The sequence below is a fragment of the Pseudomonas orientalis genome (assembly GCF_002934065.1).
Taxonomy (GTDB): Bacteria; Pseudomonadota; Gammaproteobacteria; order Pseudomonadales; family Pseudomonadaceae; genus Aquipseudomonas; species Aquipseudomonas orientalis_A.
Map to the genome: position 1 here is coordinate 2,819,445 of NZ_CP018049.1, position 21,128 is coordinate 2,840,572.

Below are 21,128 nucleotides of genomic sequence, written 5' to 3' on the forward strand. Positions count from 1 at the left end.
CTCAGCCCTCCACCACCCAGGTGTCCTTGGTTCCGCCGCCTTGCGACGAGTTGACGATCAGCGAGCCTTCCTTGAGCGCTACACGGGTCAGGCCGCCGGGCACCAGGCGGGTTTCCTTGCCTGACAGAACGAACGGGCGCAGGTCGATATGCCGCGGCGCGATGCCGTTTTCGACGAAGGTCGGGCAGGTGGACAGGCTCAGGGTCGGTTGAGCGATGTAGGCATGGGGCCGCGCCTTGATGCGCTGGCGAAAGTCCTCGATCTCGGCAGCGGTGGACGCCGGGCCCACCAGCATGCCGTAGCCGCCCGAACCCTGGGTTTCCTTGACCACCAGGTGCGCAAGGTTGGCGAGCACATGGGACAGTTCATCCGGCTTGCGGCACTGGAAGGTAGGCACGTTCTGCAGGATGGGTTCTTCATCCAGATAGAAACGGATCATTTCCGGTACATAGGGGTAGATCGACTTGTCGTCGGCCACGCCGGTGCCGATGGCGTTGGCCAGTACCACATTGCCCGCACAATAGGCGGCCACCAGGCCGGGCACGCCGAGCATCGAGTCGGGGTTGAACGCCTGCGGGTCGAGAAACGCGTCATCGATGCGCCGGTAGATCACATCAACCGCCTTGGGGCCGTCGGTGGTGCGCATGAATACCTTGAGTTCGTGCACGAACAGGTCGGCGCCTTCCACCAGCTCCACGCCCATTTCCCGGGCCAGGAAGGCATGCTCGAAGAAGGCGCTGTTGAAGCGCCCTGGGGTAAGGACCACCACGTTGGGGTTGTCCAGGCGGCTGGCGCTTTTCAGGGTCTTGAGCAGCAGGTTGGGGTAGTGGTCCACTGGCGCGATGCGCTGCCTGGCGAACACTTCCGGGAACAGGCGCATCATCATCTTGCGGTCTTCGAGCATGTAGCTGACGCCGCTGGGGGTGCGCAGGTTGTCTTCGAGTACATAGTAGGTGCCGTCGCCGTCGCGCACCAGGTCGACGCCGGAGATGTGCGAGTAAATGTCGCGGTGCAGGTCCAGCCCGACCATCGACTTCTGATAGCCCTCATTGCCCAGCACCTGGTCCGCCGGGATGATCCCGGCCTTGATGATGCGCTGGTTGTGGTAGATATCGGCGAGAAACATGTTCAACGCGGTGACCCGCTGGATGCAGCCGCGCTCGATCACGCTCCATTCGCTGGCGGGAATACTGCGCGGGATGATGTCGAAGGGGATCAGGCGCTCGGTGTCTTGCTCGTCGCCGTACAGGGTGAAGGTGATCCCGGCGCGGTGGAACAGCAAATCCGCTTCACGGCGACGCTGGGCCAGCAGTTCCGGCGGCGTATTGGCCAGCCAGCGGGAGAAATCCTGATAATGCGCACGGCAGGCGCCGTCTGCATCATTCATTTCATCGAAGAAAGATCGAGCCATTCCAGTACCTTGTCAGTGCCCAGCCTTGCTTGGTTGGCAGCTTGCTTGGGTGGCACTGCCGCTAAAAACGCTTTTCTTATGAGCCTGTGGCTAAGGGTGCCAACAGGCCTGGTCCTTACTTTCTTATGGAGTCGGCTCTGGGTCGGGGGGTAACGAATGCTCCTGTTTACCGGCGGATGAATGGATTAAGCAAGGCCTGTGCCGGAAACCGCAGTCACTACCGGTAAATCCTCTGTAGGAGCGAGCTTGCTCGCGAAGAGCGCATTAGCAATGGGTTCAAGCAGATTGGCGCGTCATCGTTGACGATCTTCGCGAGCAAGCTCGCTCCTACGGGGGGCGCAGGGTGCTCTGATTTGGTGCGCGACGAACTTGAACTTCGCCCCGGCCCGCTTCTTCTAATGAGCCTTGAAACCGCAGGGAGCCCTATCGTGCCCAGAATCATTTCGCCCAACACCCCGGAAGCGGCGTTGACCGATCACAGCGAGCACAACGCCAAGATCTTCGGTTCGCCCAAGGACCGGCTCGACTTTTATCGTCGCGAGATCCAGTACGAAACCAGCATCCTGGCCAACCGCACCGACGCCTACCTCACAGCACAGTCATTCCTGGTGATTGCCTTTGTCTCCGGAATGGGCAACCTGAACCCGGAGTGGGGCAAGTTGTTCACCCTGGTGGTGCCGGTGATTCTCGCCGCCTTGGGTATTCTCAGCTCACTCAACGCCTGGCCGGGCATCCGCGCCGCCTACGAGATCATCGATCACTGGCACTACAAGCAAAGCGAGTTGCTGCGCAGTGAGCCGGTGATGGGCATGGCCTACGATGAATCGCCGTTGTTTTCCGAAAGGGAGTCGACCCACAAGGGCTATCGCAAGTCGCTGCTGTTTTCCATGCGCGCACCCTGGTTGTTCATGGGGTTCTGGCTGGTATTGGGCTTCTATGCCTTCTACATCCAAGTCGATAACCCGTTGCGCTGAGCAATCGAACGGAACTTCGCCCATCAACGCAGCGCCTTAGCTTTACGGGGTACAGACTCCCCACCGGCCTGCAAAGAGGTGTGCCATGACGATAGATAACGATCCCCAGACCACTGATCGCAATGACCCAGCGATAGACATTGGCGAGCCGGCTCCCGGCACCGCCGCCGATGCCCCCAAGGATCCGACGCCAACAACCGACCCGAAGGCCAAGGAAAACGACTACAGTCCGGACTTCAAGCCTGAGCCTGAGCACAAGCCTGAAACCGATGCCGATATCGACACCCAGGGCGGTTAGAGGAGGCAGTCATGTCAAAAGAACTGGAAGAAGAACTCAACGATCCGGGCAATGAAGACCCGGGCTCATTGATGGACGATGCCGAGGTGCCGCTCAACGATCTGGATGAAGCGGCGGACGTCGGCAATACCGAAGATCAGAACTGATCCGGCGGCGCGCCCCAGGATTCACTGTTTCTGCGCGGTGCGCCGTTCATACCACACCAGCATCGGCTGGGTGCTCAAGCCATGCACCATGATGCTCAACGCAATCACCGAAAGCGTAAGGTTCACCGCCACGGCGCTGCTGGTGCCGATCAGCCCGTGGTTGAGGGCATAGAACAGGTAGTAGATGCTGCCGATTCCGCGAATGCCGAACCAACTGACCAAGCTACGTTGGCGACGGTCCATCAGGCTGCCCCACGGCATGGCGAACACGCTGAGCGGGCGAATTACGCAAAACAGCAGCGCGGCCAGCGCCAGTGCGCGCCAATCCCAATGGCTGACCAGCACGATGCCCAGCACGGTCACCAGGAACACTTCCATGGAACGCTCCACCAGGCTGCCGAAGGCGAGCATGTCGCCCATCATTACGCCGGCCGCGATTTGCGTATCCTGCAATTGACTCACATCGCCATGCAGGGCCTGTTCAGGCTCGATCTCCAGGTGGCCCACCACCGGTTGCGCCAGATGCTCGGCGGGTGTCTGGGCGTAACCGGTGGACTTGAACTCGGCCTGGCGCAGCCCCAGGCCCGCCGCGAATACCGACAGGAAGCCATAGCCACCGATGGCTTCAGCGCTGACATAGGCCAGGGCGATCAGCGCCAGGGTCAGGTAGTCATTGGGTGACAAGGTGCTGTCGGCATTGATCAGGCGCAGGCGCAAGGTCAAACGACCGATGCCACGCCCCATCCAGTAACCCGTCAACAGCCCGGCCGGCACTGCCCACAGCAGGTTTTTCAGCACCCAGCCACCGAACCAGTCGCCATCGAAACCGCCATGCTGCATGAACAGCAGGCCGAAGATCACAAAGGGAAACGCGGTGCCGTCGTTCAAGCCGGCTTCGCCGGACAGGCCGAAACGCAGCGGGTCGTAGTCCTGGGCATTATTGACCTGAACCAGGCCGGCCAGTACCGGGTCGGTGGGCGCCAGCATCGCGCCCACCAACAGCGACACGCCCCACGACAGCTGGAACAGGTAATGCAGCGCCAGGCAGGCGCCGAAGATGGTCAACAGCATCACCGGCCCGGCCATGCCAAAGGCGATGCGCCAGGTGCGGTGCCTGAGCGGCAGGCGCAGTTTCAAGCCGCTGACGAACAGCGAAAACAGCACCGCGACTTCAGTCAGGTGCTCCATCCAGCGGGCTGAGCCCTTGATGTCCAGGTCCAGCAGGTCCACACCCAGCGGGCCGATGGCAACGCCCAACAGCAGGCACACCGCCGAGGTGGTCACCGGCATCCAGCGCAGGTAGGAGGACGTGAGGGCGAGGGTCAGCAATACGGCGCCCAGTACGGCCAACCATAGAATAAATGTCATCGAACGAGCACCGGGGGCCGTGGTTTGTGCAGGTTTTGAGGGCCGCGGCAGGGTTCAGGTTCAATGTGATTGCATCGCGTTGCCACTCAAGCCGGTGACGGTTTCACGCTCATTTGATGCGATCCTGCAACAAACGCTCCAGGGTCTCCACCGGCAAGGGTCGGCTGAACAGATAGCCCTGGATCTGATCGCAGCCGGCCTCTTTCAGGAAGGCCAGCTGCGCCTGGGTTTCCACCCCTTCGGCCACGACGCGCAGCTTCAAGCTGTGAGCCAGTTCGATGATCGTGCGGGTAATTGCCGCATCCTGCGGGTTGGTGGTGACTTCGCGGATAAACGCGATGTCGATCTTCAGCGTGTCGATGGGGAAGCGACGCAGGTACGCCAGGCTCGAATAACCGGTGCCGAAATCGTCGATGGCGATCTTCACGCCCATGGCGCGCAGGCGTTGCAGGGCGGCGATGGTGTGTTCGGTGTTTTCCATCAGCGAGCCTTCGGTGAGTTCCACCTCCAGCCAGTGGGCGTCAACCCCGGTTTCGACCAGGATGTGCTCGATATCGGCAATCAGGTCGCCCTCGATCAACTGATGCCCCGAGACGTTGACCGACACTTCAATCGCACCGAGGCCGTTCAATTGCCAGGCGGCGATCTGTTGGCACACGCTCTCAATTACGCAGCGTCCCACGGGCACGATCAGGCCGAGGTTTTCCAGGATCGGCACGAACACCGCCGGCGATACCGCGCCGTAGCCTGGCCGATCCCAGCGCAGCAAGACTTCCAGGCCGCAGACTTCGCCGTTGGCCAGTTCGACCTTGGGCTGGTAGTGCAGGGCAAACGCGTGTTGTTCGACCGCCTGGCGCAGGTCGTTCTCCAGGTCTTGCCGGGCCAGGTCGTGCACGTTCATCTGGGCGTGATCGCCGCCGCGCTGTTGCAATTGCTGCTCCAGCCTCAGGCTGTGTTGCTTGAGCTCATCGCCATGGGCCTTGAGTCGCAGCAGGTTGCGCACCCGCAGCCACAGCTCGACGCGTTCGACCGGCTTGCTGATGAACTCCTCGGCGCCGGTTTCCAGGCCGCTGACCCGCGCGCTGGATTCGCTCAAGGCCGACAGCATGATGATCGGGATATTCGCCGTGACGGGGTTGCCCTTGAGCTGGGTGGCCACTTCGTAGCCGTCCATGCCAGGCATCATGATGTCCAGCAGGATCAGGTCGGGCGGCTGCTGCGCCACCAGTTGCAAAGCCTCTTCACCGTTGCTCGCGCTCAGGGTCTGGTAACCCTCATGTTGCAGCAGGGTTTCCAGGAGTTTGCGGACCTGGGGTTCATCGTCGACGATCAATAGGGTTGCGGGTGAGCTGGCCATGGAGAGGACTCATGCGAGAGGTGTGATGGTCGGGTTCAGCAGCGTGTCGATCACCTGGTACAGCTCCTTGTAGCGCAGGGGCTTGGTGACGTAAGCGTCGCAACCGGCCAGGCGGGTTTTTTCCCGATCTTCCTTCATGGCCATGGCGGTAAGGGCGATCACCGGGATGTGCGCGGTGAGCGGGTCTTGCTTGAGCAAGCGGGTCGCGGCCAGGCCGTCCATGCCTGGCAACTGGATGTCCATCAGAATCAGCGCCGGTTGTTGTACGCGGGCCAGGGTCAGCCCGCTTTCGGCATCCGCCGCCCACTGCACGTTGTGCCCGGCGCTGACCAGCAGCAGGCGCGCCAGGCGCATATTCGCTTCGTTGTCTTCGATGATCAGGATATCGGCCATGCGGCCTCCGGAATGCGGTGCAGCGGCAGCCACACCACGAAACGCGCGCCCAGGCCTTCGCGGCTGGCCACGGCCACGCTGCCGCCGTGCAGCTCGGTCAATTGCTTGACCATCGCCAGCCCCAGGCCGGTGCCTTCGAATTTGCGCGCCAGGCTGCTGTCGATCTGGCTGAAGGCCTTGAACAACTTGCCCATGTCATCCGGGGCGATGCCGATACCGGTGTCGCTCACGCTCAGCTCGAGGAATGCCGGGTGGCTGCCGGGCGGCAGGGCAAAACCCTGCACCGGCCAATCGCCGGGGACCCGGCCGACCTGGTCACGCCCGACTTCACGCACCACCAGGGTCACGGTGCTGCCGTGCTCACTGAACTTCACCGCATTGGCCAGCAGGTTGTAGACGATCTGCTTGGTCTTGCGCAGGTCCAGTTGCAGCCAGCCAAAATCCTGCGGGTTGTCCAGCGTCAACTGGATGCGCTGCAGGGCGGCCTTTTCACGCACGATCAACAGGCTGTTGGCCAACAGGCCGGCCAGTTCCACGGGTTCCAGTTCGAGGTCCATCATCCCGGCCTCGACCTTGGACAGGTCGAGGATGTCGTTGATCAACGCCAGCAGATGCTGGCCGCTGGTGAAGATATCGCCGATGTATTCGCGCTGGATCTCGCTCATGTCGCCCACCAGCCCGTCCTTGAGCGCTTCGGAAAAACCGATCACCGCGTTCAGCGGTGTGCGCAGTTCATGGGACATGGTGGCGAGAAATTCCGACTTCATGTGGTTGGCATGCTCCAACTCCAGGTTCTTTTCTTCCAGGGCGCGTTCGAAGCCTTTGCGCTCGGCTTCTTCCTGCTTGCGCGCGGTGTTGTCGGTGCCGATCAGCAGGTAACCGATGATCGTGTCATGCCGATTGCGCAGCGCCGTTACCGAGACCATGGCCGACAAGCGACTGCCGTCCTTGCGGATGTAGGTCAGCTCGTAGATGTCTTCGATGCCGCGGGAGGCCTTGAAGACCAGGGCTTCGAACCCCGGCGTGATCGGCGTATCGAGCTCCAGGCTCAGAGCGGCGGCGCGGGTAATCAGTTCGGCCGGGTCGGAGATGTCGGCGGGGGTGATGCGGTTGAGCACATCGGCGGCGGCGTAGCCGAGCATGCGTTCGGCGCCGACGTTGAAGATCTGGATCACGCCTTTTTCGTCAGTGGCGATGCTGGAGAAATAGGCGCTGTTGAAGATCGCATCCTGCAGCGCGCCGGTCTTGAGCAAGGTTTTCTGGCGCTTGAACTCGACGATTTTTTCGGCGCGTGATTGGGGCGGGTCGGGTAGGGGGGTGTCCATTGCCAGGTAATCCGTGAACGTCAGGCCTGCCATCGGCACAGGGCGATGGCGCAGAACATGTTCACAGAAGACCGCGCGAACGCGACGATGAGGACATGAGTTTGTTGGACAATAGCAGAGATTATGGCGTTTTGATGGCCGAGGCCGGCCTTTTGACGCAATAGCGTCCGCATTTCAATGATTTACGTGTTTTTTCGCTGATGAAACGTTTCACCTTGCGGATAATTGGCAACGCAAGCGCTTGCGTAAGCAAATGTATCTAAACTAGAGTCGGCAGCACTCGACAACAAAAACAATAAATCCAGGAGCTCATCCATGAGCCTCGAACCCTTGCTTGAGATGCAGGGCATCAGCAAAACCTTCAACGGTTTGCGCGTGCTCAAAAGTGTCGGCCTGAAGGTCTACCCCGGCGAAATTCACGCCTTGATGGGGGAGAACGGCGCCGGCAAGTCCACGCTGATGAAAGTCCTCTCCGGCGCCTACCAAGCCGATCCCGGCGGCGTTATCCGCATCGACGGCCAACCCGTCGCCAGCTTCACTCCCGCTACCGCCAAGGCCCTGGGCATCGCCGTGATCTACCAGGAACTGAGCCTATGCCCGAACCTGAGCGTGGCCGAGAATATCTACCTGGGCCGCGAACTGCGCCGAGGCTGGACCATCGACCGCAAGGGCATGCAGGCCGGTTGCGTGGAGGTGCTGCAACGCCTGGGCGCCGAATTCACCGGCGCCACCCAGGTCAGCAGCCTGTCGATTGCCGAGCGCCAGTTGGTCGAAATCGCCCGTGCCCTGCATGCCCACGCCAGGATCCTGGTGATGGACGAACCGACCACGCCGCTGTCCTCCCGTGAAACCGACCGTCTGTTCGCGCTGATCAAACAACTGCGCAGCCAGGGCCTGGCAATCATCTACATCAGCCATCGCATGGCCGAAATCTACGAGCTGTCGGACCGCGTCTCGGTGCTGCGCGACGGCCAATATATCGGCGAGTTGACCCGCGCGGCGCTGTCGGCCGATGTGCTGGTGAAAATGATGGTGGGTCGCGACCTGTCAGGCTTCTACAAAAAGGAACACGCTGCCTATAACCCCGGCAACGTGGTGATGCGCGTGCGCGATATGGCCGATGGCAAGCGCGTGCGCCACTGCAGTTTCGATCTGCATGCCGGTGAAGTGCTGGGCATTGCCGGGCTGGTGGGGGCAGGGCGCACGGAGCTGGCGCGGCTGATCTTCGGCGCCGACCCGCGCACCAGCGGCACCCTGGAAGTGGTGGGCAAGACGGTGACGCACCTGCGCACCCCGGCAGACGCCATTGGTGCCGGCGTGGTGTACCTCACCGAAGACCGCAAGGCCCAGGGCCTGTTCCTGGACATGAGCGTGGCCGACAACATCAATGTGTGCGCCTGCGTGCCGGATGCGCGAGCCGGTGGCGTGCTCGATCGCGCCCATGGCGCACAGCGCGCCAATGACGCGATCAAGTCGCTGTCGATTCGCGTGGCCTCGGGCAAGGTCACTGTGGGCGCGCTGTCCGGCGGCAACCAGCAGAAGGTGTTGCTGGCGCGGCTGCTGGAGGTCAAGCCCCATGTGCTGATTCTGGATGAGCCCACCCGTGGCGTGGACATCGGCTCCAAATCCGAGATTTACCGCATCATCAATCAATTGGCCCAGGCCGGTGTCGGCATCGTGGTGATCTCCAGCGAGCTGCCGGAAATCATCGGCACCTGCGACCGTGTGCTGATCATGCGCGAAGGCCAGTTGGTGGCTGAAGTCGGCGGGGCCTCCGGTCACGTCATCTCCCAGGAACGTATTATCGACCTCGCCACCGGTGGCGATCAGGTGGCTGCCAATGGCTGAATTCAATAGCGCAACAACCGTGGGCAAGGCCGAACGCGTGCGTGAGCTGATGCGCACGGTGGGCATGTTGCCGGTGCTGGTGTTGCTGCTGGTGGGCTTCGCCCTGGCCAGCGAGAACTTCATGACCCTGCAGAACCTGTCGATCATCACCCAGCAGGCCTCGGTGAATGTGGTGCTGGCGGCCGGCATGACCTTCGTGATCCTCACGGCGGGCATCGACCTGTCGGTGGGCGCGATCCTGGCGGCGTCGGCGGTGGTGGCGTTGCAGGCGTCGATGTCGCCGCAGTTCGGCATGTTCGGCATCGCCGCCGGGATTGGTTTTGGCCTGTTGCTGGGCTTGGTCAACGGTGGGTTGATCGCCTTCATGCGGTTGCCGCCGTTCATCGTCACCCTCGGCGCGCTCACCGCCATGCGTGGCCTGGCAAGGCTTTTGGCCGACGACAAGACCGTGTTCAACCCCGACTTGCCGTTTGCCTTTATCGGCAATGACTCGATCCTCGGTGTGCCCTGGCTGGTGGTGATTGCCGTGGCGGTGGTGGCGCTGTCGTGGTTCATCCTGCGCCGCACGGTGATGGGCGTGCAGATCTATTCGGTGGGCGGCAACCCGGAAGCGGCGCGATTGTCGGGGATCAAGGTGTGGAAGGTGCTGTTGTTCGTCTACGCCATGTCCGGCGCGCTGGCCGGGCTCGGCGCGGTGATGAGCGCCTCGCGCCTGTTCGCCGCCAATGGCCTGCAACTGGGGCAGTCCTATGAACTGGATGCGATTGCCGCCGTGATTCTCGGTGGCACCAGCTTTACCGGCGGCGTCGGCACCATCGGCGGCACCCTGATCGGCGCGCTGATCATTGCGGTGCTCACCAATGGCCTGGTGCTGCTGGGGGTGTCGGATATCTGGCAGTACATCATCAAGGGCATCGTGATCATCGGCGCGGTGGCGCTGGATCGCTATCGCCAGTCCGGCGCGCGTACCTGAGTTGGCTCCTACAACAATCACAAGAGAGAGACCCGCATGAACGTCAAACGTATTTTCCCGCTGATTGCCTTGGCTGCCCTGATGTCCCAGGCCGTGCAAGCCCGTGAACTCAAGGCCCTGGGCATCAGCATGGGCTCGCTGGGCAACCCGTATTTCGTCACGCTGGCCGATGGCGCCACGGCGCGGGCCAAGGCGCTGAACCCCAACGTCAAGGTCACTTCTGTGTCGGCCGACTATGATTTGAGCAAGCAGTTTTCGCAGATCGACAACTTTATTTCCTCCAAGGTCGACCTGATCCTGATCAATGCCGTCGACCCGTCCGCCATGGCCTCGGCGATCAAGAAAGCGCGGGATGCCGGGATTGTCGTGGTAGCGGTGGATGTGGATGCCAAGGGCGTGAACGCCACGGTGCAGACCGACAACGTCGAAGCCGGCAAGCTGGCCTGCCAATACCTGGTGGATAAACTCTCGGGCAAAGGCAATGTGATTATCCAGAACGGCCCGCAAGTGACCGCCGTAACCGACCGCGTCAAAGGCTGCAAGGCCGCACTGGCCACCGCGCCGGATATCAAGCTGCTGTCGGATGACCAGGATGCCAAGGGCTCGCGTGAAGGCGGCTTGAACGCGATGCAGGGTTACCTCACGCGCTTCCCGAAAATCGACGGGCTGTTCGCGATCAACGACCCGCAAGCCATTGGCAGCGACCTGGCGGCCAAGCAACTTAAGCGCAGCGGCATCATTATCACCTCGGTGGACGGCGCGCCGGATATCGAAAACGCGCTGAAGACCGACACCCAGATCCAGGCCTCAGCCAGCCAGGACCCGTGGGCCATGGCCCAGACCGCCGTGGATGTGGGCAATGACCTGCTCAACGACAAAGCCCCCGCGCAAGCGGTGACCTTGCTCACGCCCAAGCTGATCACCCGCGACAACGTGGGCAGCTACAGCGGCTGGTCGAGCAAACACTGAAGTCTTGACCCGAGGGGATAGCGCCATGGTCACCATGGATGACGTGGCACGCAGGGCCCGGGTGTCGACGTCGACGGTGTCCCATGTGCTCAACGGTACGCGCAAGGTCAGCCCGGCCACGGTGCAGGCAGTGCAGCAGGCGATCCAGGTGCTGGGCTACGCGCCCAACACCCTGGCGCGTTCACTGGCGCGGTCGAGCACCAATACGATTGGCGTGGCGATCTCGGCGCTGTCCAACCATTATTTCAGCGAGACGGTGCACGCGATTGAAACCGCGTGCGCCAGGCATGGCTACATGATGCTGTTTGTCGACACCCACGACGACCCGGAGCAGGAATTGCGGGTGGTCACCGCGCTGCATCAGCGGCGGGTCGACGGCATTGTGCTGGCGCCGTCGAACGGCTCGCTGGCCCTGGATTATCTGCGCGCCAATGCAATTCCCGCGGTGCTGGTGGATCGCATGATGAGTGAGCAGTTCGATCAGGTTGGGGTGGAGAACCGCCAGGCCACCCAGGCGCTGATCGCGCACCTGATTGCCCATGGGCACCGCCGCATCGGCTTCATCGCCGGGCGCACGGGGTTCAGTACCACCGATGAGCGGGTGGCGGGTTACCAGGCCGCGTTGCAGGCGGCGGGGCTGGGGTTCGATCCGCAGTTGCTGGTCAATGGCGGCTCCAACACCGAGCCGGCACGCCAGGCCACCGTGCAGTTGCTGAGCCTGGCCGCGCCGCCGACCGCCATCATGGCCGGCAACAACCTGATGACCCTGGGCGCCATGCAGGCCCTGCGTGACGCCCACATCGACGTGCCGGAGCAAATGGCCCTGGTCGGGTTCGATGATTTCGAATGGGCGGATTTTTTCCTGCCGCGCCTGAGCCTGATCGCACAGCCGGTCCAGGCCCTCGGCGCACGTGCGGTGGACTTATTGCTGCAACGCATGGCTTCTCCCGGCTCGCCGCCCCAGAGTGTACGACTGGCGCCGACCCTGCAATTACGCAATTCCTGCGGCTGTGATTGATTGGAATTACCCACGTATGAACGGTCCTGTTTCCCTCGGTATTGATCTTGGCACCTCTGAACTCAAGGCCATCCTCATGGACACCGGCGGTGCCGTGCTGGCCCACGCCGGCGTGCGCTTGATTGTGTCGCGGCGCCACAGCGGTTGGTCCGAACAGGCACCTGAAGACTGGTGGCAGGCCTGCCTACAGGCCTTGGACCAATTGCGTCAGCATGCAGCGTTTGCCCGTGTGGCCTGTATCGGGCTGTCCGGGCAGATGCACGGAGCGGTTCTACTCGGGGATGACAACCGCGTGTTGTATCCGGCCATCCTGTGGGACGACTCCCGTGCGGTCGCCGAAGCCGAACAGCTGGGGCCGAAGTTTGCCGACGTCACCGGCAGTTTGCCCATGGCCGGGCTGACTGCACCCAAGCTCCTATGGTTGCAACGGCATGAGCCTGAAGTGTTCAAGGCAATTGACTGCGTGCTGTCGCCCAAGGATTACCTGCGACTGCGCCTGTGTGGCGAGCGCATCAGCGAGATGTCGGATGCCGCCGGCACCCTGTGGCTGAATGTGGCGCAGCGTGAATGGTTTACCCCGATGCTGCGCGCCACCGGCCTGGCGCCTGCGCAAATGCCCAGGCTGGTGGAAGGCGGCAGCGCGAGTGCCTGTGTAACGGCGGTCGGGCTCGGGTTGTCGGCGCAGGTGGTCATCGCCGGTGGCGGCGGGGATAACCCGGTGGCGGCGGTCGGTATCGGTGCGATCGATGTCGGAGACGGCTTTATCACCCTGGGCACCAGCGCGGCGATTGTCGCGATTACCGACCACGCCGCCGGCAACCCGTCCAGTGCGGTGCACAGCTTCTGCCATGCGCTGCCCGAGCGCTGGTACACCATGGGCGCGATGCTGGCCGGCGCCAGTTGCCTGCGCTGGGTAACGCGCCTGACGGGCCTGTCGGATGAGCAAACGCTGTTGGACCAGGTGCAGGCGCAATTGCCCATCGAGCAGGGGGTACCGTTGTCCACACCGTTGTTCCTGCCGTACCTGGCGGGCGAGCGCACGCCCCATAACGACCCCTTGCTGCGCGGCGGCTTCATGGGCCTCGGCCACGACTGCACGCCGGCGATGCTCGGCTACGCGGTGATGGAAGGCGTGGGTTTCGGCCTGCTCGACGCCTGGCGCGCGGTGCAGTCGACCGGTGCCGAGGTCAAGTCCTTTGCGCTCGTAGGCGGAGGGGCGCGCAGTGAGTATTGGGCGCAGCTGCTGGCGAATATTCTGCAAAGGGAAGTCTTTACGCTGCACGGCAGCGAATTGAGTGCGTGCATCGGGGCGGCGAAGCTGGGATTCATGGCCATCGGGCAGGGCGCGGATCTGCTGGCGGCGGGTATGCCGGTGAAGATGCGGTATGTGCCTGATGAGCGGCAGCAGCCGGTGTTGGCGGCGCGCTATCGCAAGTTCCAGGGGTTGCTTGCTGCAGCGAAAGCCCTTCAAGACTGAATCCACGACTGGAGCAGAACTAATGTGGGAGGGGGCTTGCTCCCGATGGCAGTGTGTCAGTCTCCGATGTGCTGACTGACACACTGCCATCGGGAGCAAGCCCCTCCCACATTTGGATCGCAGCGCATCAGTTAGATAGCTGTCGGCTGTGAGACTGCCAGCAGCAGCGCCACAGGTCCGGAGCCATAGCGCAATTTACTGTGGGAGGGGGCTTGCCCCCGATAGCAGTGTGTCAGTCGCCGATGTGCTGATTGACACTCCGCCATCGGGAGCAAGCCCCCTCCCACATTTGGATCGCAGCGCATCAGTTAGATAGCTGTCGGCTGTGAGACTGCCAGCAGCAGCGCCACAGGTCCGGAGCCATAGCGCAATTTACTGTGGGAGGGGGCTTGCTCCCGATGGCAGTGTGTCAGTCGCCGATGTGCTGATTGACACTCCGCCATCGGGGGCAAGCCCCCTCCCACATTTGGATCGCAGCGCATCAGTTAGATAGCTGTCGGCTGTGAGACTGCCATCTGCAGCGCCCCAGGTCCGGAGCCATAGCGCAATTTACTGTGGGAGGGGGCTTGCCCCCGATGGCAGTGTGTCAGTCGCCGATGTGCTGATTGACACTCCGCTATCGTGGCAAGCCCCCTCCCACAGGTTTGTGCGGTGTGCTGTCGGTCAGTCGTTCAACGGCGGCAACCGCCGCTTCACCGGGGTTTTCTTGACGATGGCGGTGTTGGTTTCGGCGTACCCGTTGATTCGGTCCAACAGGCTGTCCAACTGATCCATGGTGCGCACATGCAGGCGGGCGATGAAGCAGTCTTCGCCGGTAACTTTGTCGCATTCAGTGAATTCGGGAATCGCCTGGATCTGGCGTTCCACTTCCTGCAACTTGCCGGGCAGGGGACGGATGCGCACGATGGCTTGCAGCAGGTAACCAAAGTGTTTGGGGTCGATGTCGACGGTGTAGTGGGTCAGCACGCCGCGTTCCTCCAGGCGGCGCAAGCGTTCGCCGACACTCGGCGAAGACAGCCCGGTGATGCCGGCCAGGGCCTTGAGGGACAGGCGTGAGTCATCCATCAAAGCGGCGATCAGTTGCTGGTCGATGGTATCAATCATGGGTTTTGCCTAATAAATGAAGGTGATTCTGGGCTGCGGCCTTTTTTATTCGCTGGAGCGGCTATGTGTCAGATTGCCATAATTGAGCCTCACTTGAGGAGCGTCAATTATGGATACCGCTGTCCGTCGCGGAATGTGGGGAATGATCGCCGCCATGCTGATTTCCGGCACCATCGGCTGGTTTGTGCTGGTGTCCGGCGTATCGGTGATTGAGGTGGTGTTCTGGCGCTGCGTTATCGGTGCGCTGGCGTTGTTGCTGGTGTGCGCCTGGCTCGGTTACCTGAGGCTGGACCTGCTCAGTTGGGCCAGGTTCGGGCTGGCCGTGCTCAGTGGCGTGGCTATTGTCGGCAACTGGTTGCTGCTGTTCGAATCCTACTCGCGCGCTTCCATCGCTATCAGTACGGCGGTGTACAACGTGCAACCGTTCATCTTGGTGATACTGGCGGCGGTGTTTCTCGGTGAGCCGATCACCCTGCGCAAAATCACCTGGCTGAGCGTGGCGTTTCTGGGCATGTTGGCCATTGTCACGGCCCACGGGGCGCAGCCGAGCGGCGGCGACTATCTGGCAGGCGTCGCACTGGCCCTGGGCGCGGCTTTTTTGTACGCGGTTGCCGCGTTGATCATCAAGCGGCTCAAGGCGGTGCCGCCGCATTTGATGGCGTTGATCCAGGTGACCACCGGTGCCGTGCTGCTGGCACCGCTGGTGCCCTGGGACCGTTTGCCCGCGTCGACCGATGCCTGGGCGGCGCTGGCGACCCTGGGTCTGGTGCACACGGGGTTGATGTATGTGTTGTTGTACGGGGCGATACAGAAGCTGCCGACCGCAATGACCGGCGCGTTGTCGTTCATCTACCCGATTGCGGCGATTTTCGTCGACTGGATCGCGTTCGGGCATCGCCTGGGGTGGCTGCAGTGGCTGGGTGTGGCGGCGATTCTGCTGGCGGCGGCGGGGTTGCAGCGGGGCTGGTGGTGGCCCCGTAACCTCAGTAGGAGCGAGCTTGCTCGCGAAGAACGTAAGGACGCCGCGTGTTAACCCGATGCGCTGCGTTATCGTTAACGTTTTTCGCGAGCAAGCTCGCTCCTACAGAGGGTCAGTGCGTGCCCTGAAAGATGATGTTTTCCGGGTTGAAATGCTCGACGGCGCTGCCCGGCTGCGGCAATCCGAGGATGTGCCCCTTGATCTTGCCGACCACGTGCATCTCGCACGGTTTGCAGTCGAACTTCAGCGTCAGGACCTCGTCGCCATGGATCAACTGCATCGGCGCCACCTTGGTTTTCACGCCCGTCACACCCTTGGCCTGTTTGGGGCACAGGTTGAACGAGAACCGCAGGCAGTGCTTGGTGATCATCACCGGCACTTCGCCGGTTTCTTCATGGGCTTCGAAGGCCGCATCGATCAGCTTCACCCCGTGACGGTGGTAGAAGTCGCGGGCTTTCTGGTTGTAGACGTTGGCCAGGAACGACAGGTGCGCATCCGGGTACACCGGCGGCGGCGTGGTCTCGGCCTTGCGCCCGCCACGTGGGTGTGCGGCCACGCGAGCGGCGGTCAGTGCCTCGATCACTTCACGGCGCAGCGCCTTGAGTTGCGAGTTGGGGATGAAGAACGCCTGCGGCGCGTCCAGCTCGATGCGGGTGGCGTGGTACTCGGTGGTGCCGAGCTGGCCCAGCAGGTCGCGCAGGGTGTCCAGGGCCTGTTCCGGCTTGTTGGCCACGCCGAACGGGCCGGGCAGGGCGACACTGGCGCTGATGCCTTCTTCGCTGGTGGCGGTGACGTCCAACTGTGCTTCACGCAGGCGCGCCACCCAGGACAGGCCGATACGGCGTTCGGCCGAGGTCTTGAGCAGTGCCTGTTGCCAGTTATGGTCCAGGTTGCGGTTGAGCGGGTGGTTGGGGCGCAACTGATGCAGGCCGGCTGGCATTTCGTTGGGTTCGACGCGGTAGCGGTAGCGCTTCTCGCCGTCTTCCTCGAATTCGCCCTTGGGTTCTGCGATGTTGGCACGAAACCCCACCACTTCACGCTTGACCAGCACATTGAGACCGTCGCCGTTGGACAGCGGCTCGTGGGTGACCACTTGCAAATCGCGCTTGCCGGCTTTTTCCACCACACCCACCGGCAGGCCGGTGAAGGTTGGGGTATCGAAGGCACCGATGTCGATCTTGCGGTCGCTGACAAAGTAGTCGGTACTGCCACGGTGGAAGGTTTTTTCCGGATCGGGCAGGAAGAAGTGCGCGGTACGCCCGCTGGAAGCGCGAGCCAGGTCCGGGCGGTCTTCGAGGATTTCGTCCAGACGCTGGCGGTAGTAGGCGGTGATGTTCTTCACATAGCCCATGTCCTTGTAGCGGCCTTCGATCTTGAACGAACGCACGCCGGCTTCGACCAGCGCGTGCAGGTTGGCGCTCTGGTTGTTGTCCTTCATCGACAGCAGGTGTTTTTCAAAGGCAACGACGCGGCCCTGATCGTCTTTCAAGGTGTACGGCAGGCGGCACGCCTGGGAGCAGTCGCCGCGGTTGGCGCTGCGGCCGTTCTGCGCGTGGGAGATATTGCACTGCCCGGAGAACGCCACGCACAGGGCGCCATGGATGAAGAACTCGATGGCGGCGTCGGTCTCATCGGCGATGGCGCGGATCTCTTGCAGGTTCAGCTCGCGGGCGAGCACCAACTGCGAGAAACCGGCCTGGTCGAGAAACTTTGCCCGGCCCAGGGTGCGAATATCGGTCTGGGTGCTGGCGTGCAGCTCGATGGGCGGAATATCCAGCTCCATCACGCCCAGGTCTTGCACGATCAGCGCGTCCACACCGGCGTCATAGAGCTGGTGGATCAGCTTGCGGGCCGGCTCCAGTTCGTTGTCATGCAGGATAGTGTTGAGGGTGGTGAACACGCGGGCATGGTAACGGCGGGCGAATTCCACCAGTTGAGCGATATCGCTCACCTCGTTACACGCGTTATGACGGGCGCCGAAGCTCGGCCCGCCGATATAAATGGCGTCGGCGCCATGCAAGATAGCCTCGCGCGCGATGGCCACGTCGCGGGCAGGGCTGAGCAATTCCAGGTGATGCTTGGGCAAGGACATAGTTTTTTAGTCAGGCTTGTCACGGTCGAGGCGCGCATTGTAGCTGTGAAATGCCTGAGCGGCATCTACCACAGGGCTGTGAGGGCAGCATGTCACCAATGTGGGAGGGGGCTTGCCCCCGATAGCGGTGCGTCAGTCGAAAACTGTTCAGCTGAAACACCCCCATCGGGGGCAAGCCCCCTCCCACATTTTGTTGGCGGGACGCGGAGCATCCCAGGCGGCATTCCCACGCAGAGCGTGGGAACGATCAACAGTATCCCCGGGTATCAGGCCTTGGCGGCCATCGCGGTGACTTCAACCCGCATGCCTTTGACCGCCAGTTCGGCAACGCCCACCGCAGCTCGTACCGGCCAGGGCTTGGCGAAAAAGCGCGTGTACACGTCGTTGAACGCAGCGCGGTCAGCCATGTCGGTGAGGTAGATGGTCAGGTGCATCACCCGGTCCATGGAGCTGCCGGCTTTTTCCAGGGCGACTTTCAGGGCTTGCAGGGTGCATTCGCTTTGCGCCGTGATATCGCCCAGTTCCAGGCTGCCGTCGGCGTGGGTCGGGATCTGGGTGGACACCAGGATGCCGTTGAAACCGATCACGTCGGATGAGATGGACCCTGCATCCGGATCAGGGGTGAACTGCAGATCGTGGTTTGCCATGAAAACCTCTCGCGTAGGGCGTAAACGTTGCCGCGCAGTCTACCCATTGAGGACCTGCGGGTCACGGTAGCCGTCAGTAGTTTTTTGACGTCAAAAAAGAAAATCCTGCGCGAGGTAAAGTCGCTCAAAGCCGCGCCGATAGCGTGTTAGAGACTGATTCTCTGCACGCTGAGGGCAACATCATGTTCAACACGAAACTCAAACAAGAACTGGCGGCCAGGACGGTCGAAGTCGATGAGTACAAAGGACTGATTGCTGCACTCGAACGCTCCATGGCCGTCGTCGAGTTCGATCTCAACGGCAAGGTGTTGCGTGCCAACGATAACTTTCTGAATACCCTGGGCTATACCCGCGACCAATTGGCCGGTAAGACCCATCGCGATTTTTGCTTTCCCGCCCTCACCGGCAGCCCGGCCTACGCTCAGTTGTGGAGCGACCTGCGCGCCGGCAAGTTTGTCTCCGGCACCTTCAAACGCATGCATAGCAGCGGCGCGACCATTTGGCTGGAGGCCAGCTATAACCCGCTGTTGGATGAGCGCGGGCAGGTGCTGAAGGTGGTCAAATACGCGCTGGATGTCACCGCCAAGGTCGAGCAGGAAGCCGCCACCCGCAGCAAACTCGCCGCACTGGACCGGGCGATGGCGGTCATCGAGTTCGATTTGAGCGGCCAGGTACTGGACGCCAATGCCAACTTCCAGCAGGTGATGGGCTATTCGCTGGCGGAACTCAAAGGCAAGCACCACCGTTTGTTTTGCGAGCCGAGCCTGATCAACAGCAGTGAATACGCCGATTTCTGGCGACGTTTGAACAACGGTGAGTTTTTCACCGGTCAGTTCAAACGACTCGGCAAACACGGCCGGGTCGTGTGGCTGGAGGCCAGTTACAACCCGGTCTACGACGGCGACGGCAAGTTGATCAAGATCGTCAAGTTCGCCAGCGATATCACCGAGCGCGTCGAGAAGTTCGAGGAGGACTCGCGGGGAGCGTCGCGGGCATATCATATTTCATCGGAGACCGAACGCTTTGCCGAGCACGGCACTCAGGTCATCCAGGACACTGCCACCGAGATGCGCCGCATTGCCGATAATATCGGCGCCTCGGCGCGGCTGGTAGGGCAGTTGGGCGATCGCTCCGAGCAGATCACCGCGATCGTCAACACCATTCGCGGGATTGCCGACCAGACCAACCTGTTGGCGCTAAACGCGGCCATCGAGGCTGCACGCGCCGGTGATCAGGGACGCGGCTTTGCGGTGGTGGCCGATGAGGTCCGGCAACTGGCGGGGCGTACCAGCCGCTCCACCGCGGAAATCGCTGAGATGATCGGCATGATCCTGACCGAAACCCGGGATGCCGTGAGCAGCATGAACGCCACCCAGGAAGGCGCGCAGCGCGGCGTGAACCTGGCCGATCAGGCCGGATCGGTGATTTTGCAGATCCGCACCAGCACCAGTGATGCGGTGCAGGCGGTGAGCATGTTTGCGTCCAAACTGGACGAGTCGGAAGTTATTCCCAAGGCCGCAGTGGGTTGGGTCGGATAACGCCGATCCATTAGCAGCGCGCCCCCGGTGCTGATCGCCAGGACCAGCACCGGCGCGGTCGTTACTCTTTCACATCCATGAATTCTTCAGCCCACGCCACATAGCTTTCCGGCAATGTGTAGGTGTGGGTCAACTCCGTGGCACTGAGGTTCGACGTGCTGTGGGTGAGCTGGCGTTGCGCGCGCAGGCTGTCGTAAGTGGCCTTGATCGCGGCAAAGTAGGCGCCATGCCCGGCCACCACGATGCGCACGCCAAGACTCGCCAGGCGTTCACTGTCATGCAACTGCGGGTTGCCGTAGGTCACCAGCATCAGCGGGACCTTAAGGTTTTCGGCGATTTTTTCCAGGTGGTCGAAGTCTTTGACGCCGACCATGCAGATCCCGTCGGCGCCGGCCTTTTCATAGGCCTGGGTGCGGGCGATCACGTCTTCGGTGGGCAGTACACCGGCATTGGTGCGCGCAATGATCGACAGTTCAGGGTCGACCCGCGCTTCGAGGGCCGCCTTGACCTTGCCGATGCCTTCCTCGACGGAGATCAGATCCGTGGACTTACGCCCGAACTGCGCAGGCAGCAGGGTGTCTTCGATGGTCAGCGCCGCAACGCCGGCGCGTTCCAGTTCTTCAACCGTGCGCATCACGTTGAGGGCGTTGCCGTAGCCGTGGTCGGCGTCGGCAATGAACGGCAACTGTGCGACACGGCCGATACGGGTGGCCTGCTCGACGAACTCACTCAGGGTAATCAACGCAAAGTCGGGTGCCGCCAGTACCTGCAGGGAGGCGACGGAGCCGCCGAGGATACCGACCTCAAAGCCCAGGTCAGCCGCGATACGCGCGGACATGGGGTCGAAAACCGAGGCGGTTTCGACACAGATAGGCTTGGCAAGCAGTTCACGGAAGTTGCGGCGCAGCGCTGAGTGAGAAATCTTGGGCATGTTCTTTCCTGGCTTTGGTCATCGTCAAGTGACGATCAATGTCTATTCGTGGTGGTGCGAGATTACCACGGCGACGGGCAGGGGTTTATGACGTTTGAGCGTTCAGCACAGACGGATGGGGCAACCGGGATGCGTGGTTAAAATGCAATATCTGCATTTTACAGAATTAGGTTATGCGCTAAAGATATTTTACAGCGCGCTCTTATAACCTCATCGTAGCCCCACGACTATCACCGAGACCGCACGCGCGGATCGCCCTGACGTGCCTCACACGGCATCT

At 62.0% G+C, this 21,128-nt stretch carries 18 protein-coding genes and 2 pseudogenes; 11 read left to right on the forward strand and 9 right to left on the reverse strand.

Annotation, left to right across the window (positions count from 1 at the left end; genetic code table 11):
- Position 1 precedes the first annotated feature (1 nt).
- A complete protein-coding gene (locus BOP93_RS12550) occupies positions 2 to 1,411 on the reverse strand; it encodes a circularly permuted type 2 ATP-grasp protein (RefSeq protein ID WP_104502876.1) in 1,410 nt (469 codons plus the stop codon).
- Positions 1,412 to 1,839: 428 nt separating this feature from the next.
- Between BOP93_RS12550 and BOP93_RS12555 the strand changes: the two genes are divergently transcribed.
- The 3 genes from BOP93_RS12555 to BOP93_RS27980 all read left to right on the forward strand — a co-directional run bounded on the left by BOP93_RS12555 (position 1,840) and on the right by BOP93_RS27980 (position 2,829).
- Positions 1,840 to 2,385 (forward strand): hypothetical protein, encoded by a 546-nt coding sequence (locus BOP93_RS12555; RefSeq protein ID WP_104505279.1) that lies wholly within the window; start codon positions 1,840 to 1,842, stop codon positions 2,383 to 2,385.
- An 85-nt stretch (positions 2,386 to 2,470) separates the two neighbouring features.
- Positions 2,471 to 2,683: a hypothetical protein gene (locus BOP93_RS12560; protein ID WP_104502877.1), complete on the forward strand. Its 213-nt coding sequence runs from the start codon at positions 2,471 to 2,473 to the stop codon at positions 2,681 to 2,683.
- An 11-nt stretch (positions 2,684 to 2,694) separates the two neighbouring features.
- Positions 2,695 to 2,829 (forward strand): hypothetical protein, encoded by a 135-nt coding sequence (locus tag BOP93_RS27980; RefSeq protein ID WP_257791312.1) that lies wholly within the window; start codon positions 2,695 to 2,697, stop codon positions 2,827 to 2,829.
- Between the two features lie 21 nt (positions 2,830 to 2,850).
- Here BOP93_RS27980 and BOP93_RS12565 read toward each other — a convergent pair whose 3' ends face one another.
- From BOP93_RS12565 to BOP93_RS12580, 4 genes are all read right to left on the reverse strand, one after another.
- A complete protein-coding gene (locus BOP93_RS12565; protein WP_065937288.1) occupies positions 2,851 to 4,197 on the reverse strand; it encodes a cation:proton antiporter in 1,347 nt (448 codons plus the stop codon).
- A gap of 109 nt (positions 4,198 to 4,306) precedes the next feature.
- A complete protein-coding gene (locus BOP93_RS12570) occupies positions 4,307 to 5,554 on the reverse strand; it encodes an EAL domain-containing response regulator (RefSeq protein WP_104502878.1) in 1,248 nt (415 codons plus the stop codon).
- Between the two features lie 9 nt (positions 5,555 to 5,563).
- A complete protein-coding gene (locus BOP93_RS12575) occupies positions 5,564 to 5,947 on the reverse strand; it encodes a response regulator (protein WP_104502879.1) in 384 nt (127 codons plus the stop codon).
- Entirely contained in the window at positions 5,932 to 7,272 is a 1,341-nt protein-coding gene (locus BOP93_RS12580; RefSeq protein ID WP_065893130.1) for a sensor histidine kinase, read from the reverse strand. Before BOP93_RS12580 ends, BOP93_RS12575 begins: the two co-directional genes overlap by 16 nt.
- 315 nt (positions 7,273 to 7,587) lie before the next feature.
- On the opposite strand from BOP93_RS12580, the gene BOP93_RS12585 reads away from it, so the two are divergent.
- Genes BOP93_RS12585 through xylB form a run of 5 tightly spaced genes read left to right on the forward strand, consistent with a single transcriptional unit; the run spans position 7,588 to position 13,557 of the window.
- Entirely contained in the window at positions 7,588 to 9,120 is a 1,533-nt protein-coding gene (locus tag BOP93_RS12585; RefSeq protein WP_104502880.1) for a sugar ABC transporter ATP-binding protein, read from the forward strand.
- Complete coding sequence (locus BOP93_RS12590; protein WP_065888130.1) at positions 9,113 to 10,093, forward strand: ABC transporter permease subunit; 981 nt, start codon at positions 9,113 to 9,115, stop codon at positions 10,091 to 10,093. The genes BOP93_RS12585 and BOP93_RS12590 overlap by 8 nt, the downstream gene beginning before the upstream one ends.
- A 36-nt stretch (positions 10,094 to 10,129) precedes the next feature.
- The gene (locus BOP93_RS12595) at positions 10,130 to 11,062 is read left to right on the forward strand and encodes an ABC transporter substrate-binding protein (protein ID WP_104502881.1); all 933 of its coding nucleotides are present in this window, start codon (positions 10,130 to 10,132) and stop codon (positions 11,060 to 11,062) included.
- A 25-nt stretch (positions 11,063 to 11,087) separates the two neighbouring features.
- Positions 11,088 to 12,080: a LacI family DNA-binding transcriptional regulator gene (locus BOP93_RS12600; protein WP_104502882.1), complete on the forward strand. Its 993-nt coding sequence runs from the start codon at positions 11,088 to 11,090 to the stop codon at positions 12,078 to 12,080.
- Positions 12,081 to 12,096: 16 nt separating this feature from the next.
- Positions 12,097 to 13,557, forward strand: a complete 1,461-nt coding sequence (xylB, locus tag BOP93_RS12605) for a xylulokinase (protein ID WP_104502883.1) — start codon at positions 12,097 to 12,099, stop codon at positions 13,555 to 13,557.
- A gap of 663 nt (positions 13,558 to 14,220) precedes the next feature.
- On the opposite strand, the gene BOP93_RS12610 is transcribed toward xylB, so the two are convergent.
- The gene (locus tag BOP93_RS12610; RefSeq protein WP_065933141.1) at positions 14,221 to 14,661 is read right to left on the reverse strand and encodes an Lrp/AsnC family transcriptional regulator; all 441 of its coding nucleotides are present in this window, start codon (positions 14,659 to 14,661) and stop codon (positions 14,221 to 14,223) included.
- A gap of 109 nt (positions 14,662 to 14,770) precedes the next feature.
- Here BOP93_RS12610 and BOP93_RS12615 point away from each other — a divergent pair, with 109 nt between their 5' ends.
- Complete coding sequence (locus BOP93_RS12615) at positions 14,771 to 15,694, forward strand: DMT family transporter (RefSeq protein WP_104502884.1); 924 nt, start codon at positions 14,771 to 14,773, stop codon at positions 15,692 to 15,694.
- Positions 15,695 to 15,752: 58 nt separating this feature from the next.
- Here the strand turns inward: BOP93_RS12615 and BOP93_RS12620 are convergent, their stop codons facing one another.
- Entirely contained in the window at positions 15,753 to 17,732 is a 1,980-nt protein-coding gene (locus tag BOP93_RS12620) for a peptidase U32 family protein (RefSeq protein WP_104502885.1), read from the reverse strand.
- A 266-nt stretch (positions 17,733 to 17,998) separates the two neighbouring features.
- Complete coding sequence (locus BOP93_RS12625) at positions 17,999 to 18,379, reverse strand: RidA family protein (protein WP_065893125.1); 381 nt, start codon at positions 18,377 to 18,379, stop codon at positions 17,999 to 18,001.
- 182 nt (positions 18,380 to 18,561) lie between these two features.
- Between BOP93_RS12625 and BOP93_RS28185 the strand changes: the two are divergent.
- Both BOP93_RS28185 and BOP93_RS28190 read left to right on the forward strand, forming a co-directional pair.
- Positions 18,562 to 19,329 (forward strand): annotated as a pseudogene (locus BOP93_RS28185) (PAS domain-containing protein); the annotation flags it as partial.
- Positions 19,330 to 19,440: 111 nt separating this feature from the next.
- Positions 19,441 to 19,917, forward strand: a pseudogene (locus BOP93_RS28190) (methyl-accepting chemotaxis protein); the annotation flags it as partial.
- A 61-nt stretch (positions 19,918 to 19,978) separates the two neighbouring features.
- Here the strand turns inward: BOP93_RS28190 and BOP93_RS12635 are convergent.
- Entirely contained in the window at positions 19,979 to 20,848 is an 870-nt protein-coding gene (locus BOP93_RS12635) for an isocitrate lyase/PEP mutase family protein (protein ID WP_104502887.1), read from the reverse strand.
- Positions 20,849 to 21,128: the final 280 nt, after the last annotated feature.

Excerpts from the sequence above, each read along its gene's own strand:
- BOP93_RS12565 (WP_065937288.1), bottom strand. The coding sequence starts at position 4,197 with ATGACATTTATTCTATGGTTGGCCGTACTGGGCGCCGTATTGCTGACC.
- BOP93_RS12550 (WP_104502876.1), bottom strand. The coding sequence starts at position 1,411 with ATGGCTCGATCTTTCTTCGATGAAATGAATGATGCAGACGGCGCCTGC.
- BOP93_RS12595 (WP_104502881.1), top strand. The coding sequence starts at position 10,130 with ATGAACGTCAAACGTATTTTCCCGCTGATTGCCTTGGCTGCCCTGATG.
- BOP93_RS12575 (WP_104502879.1), bottom strand. The coding sequence starts at position 5,947 with ATGGCCGATATCCTGATCATCGAAGACAACGAAGCGAATATGCGCCTG.
- BOP93_RS12615 (WP_104502884.1), top strand. The coding sequence starts at position 14,771 with ATGGATACCGCTGTCCGTCGCGGAATGTGGGGAATGATCGCCGCCATG.
- BOP93_RS12620 (WP_104502885.1), bottom strand. The coding sequence starts at position 17,732 with ATGTCCTTGCCCAAGCATCACCTGGAATTGCTCAGCCCTGCCCGCGAC.
- BOP93_RS12570 (WP_104502878.1), bottom strand. The coding sequence starts at position 5,554 with ATGGCCAGCTCACCCGCAACCCTATTGATCGTCGACGATGAACCCCAG.
- BOP93_RS12590 (WP_065888130.1), top strand. The coding sequence starts at position 9,113 with ATGGCTGAATTCAATAGCGCAACAACCGTGGGCAAGGCCGAACGCGTG.
- BOP93_RS12560 (WP_104502877.1), top strand. The coding sequence starts at position 2,471 with ATGACGATAGATAACGATCCCCAGACCACTGATCGCAATGACCCAGCG.
- xylB (WP_104502883.1), top strand. The coding sequence starts at position 12,097 with ATGAACGGTCCTGTTTCCCTCGGTATTGATCTTGGCACCTCTGAACTC.
- BOP93_RS12580 (WP_065893130.1), bottom strand. The coding sequence starts at position 7,272 with ATGGACACCCCCCTACCCGACCCGCCCCAATCACGCGCCGAAAAAATC.
- BOP93_RS12625 (WP_065893125.1), bottom strand. The coding sequence starts at position 18,379 with ATGGCAAACCACGATCTGCAGTTCACCCCTGATCCGGATGCAGGGTCC.
- BOP93_RS12635 (WP_104502887.1), bottom strand. The coding sequence starts at position 20,848 with ATGCCCAAGATTTCTCACTCAGCGCTGCGCCGCAACTTCCGTGAACTG.
- BOP93_RS12600 (WP_104502882.1), top strand. The coding sequence starts at position 11,088 with ATGGTCACCATGGATGACGTGGCACGCAGGGCCCGGGTGTCGACGTCG.
- BOP93_RS27980 (WP_257791312.1), top strand. The coding sequence starts at position 2,695 with ATGTCAAAAGAACTGGAAGAAGAACTCAACGATCCGGGCAATGAAGAC.
- BOP93_RS12610 (WP_065933141.1), bottom strand. The coding sequence starts at position 14,661 with ATGATTGATACCATCGACCAGCAACTGATCGCCGCTTTGATGGATGAC.
- BOP93_RS12585 (WP_104502880.1), top strand. The coding sequence starts at position 7,588 with ATGAGCCTCGAACCCTTGCTTGAGATGCAGGGCATCAGCAAAACCTTC.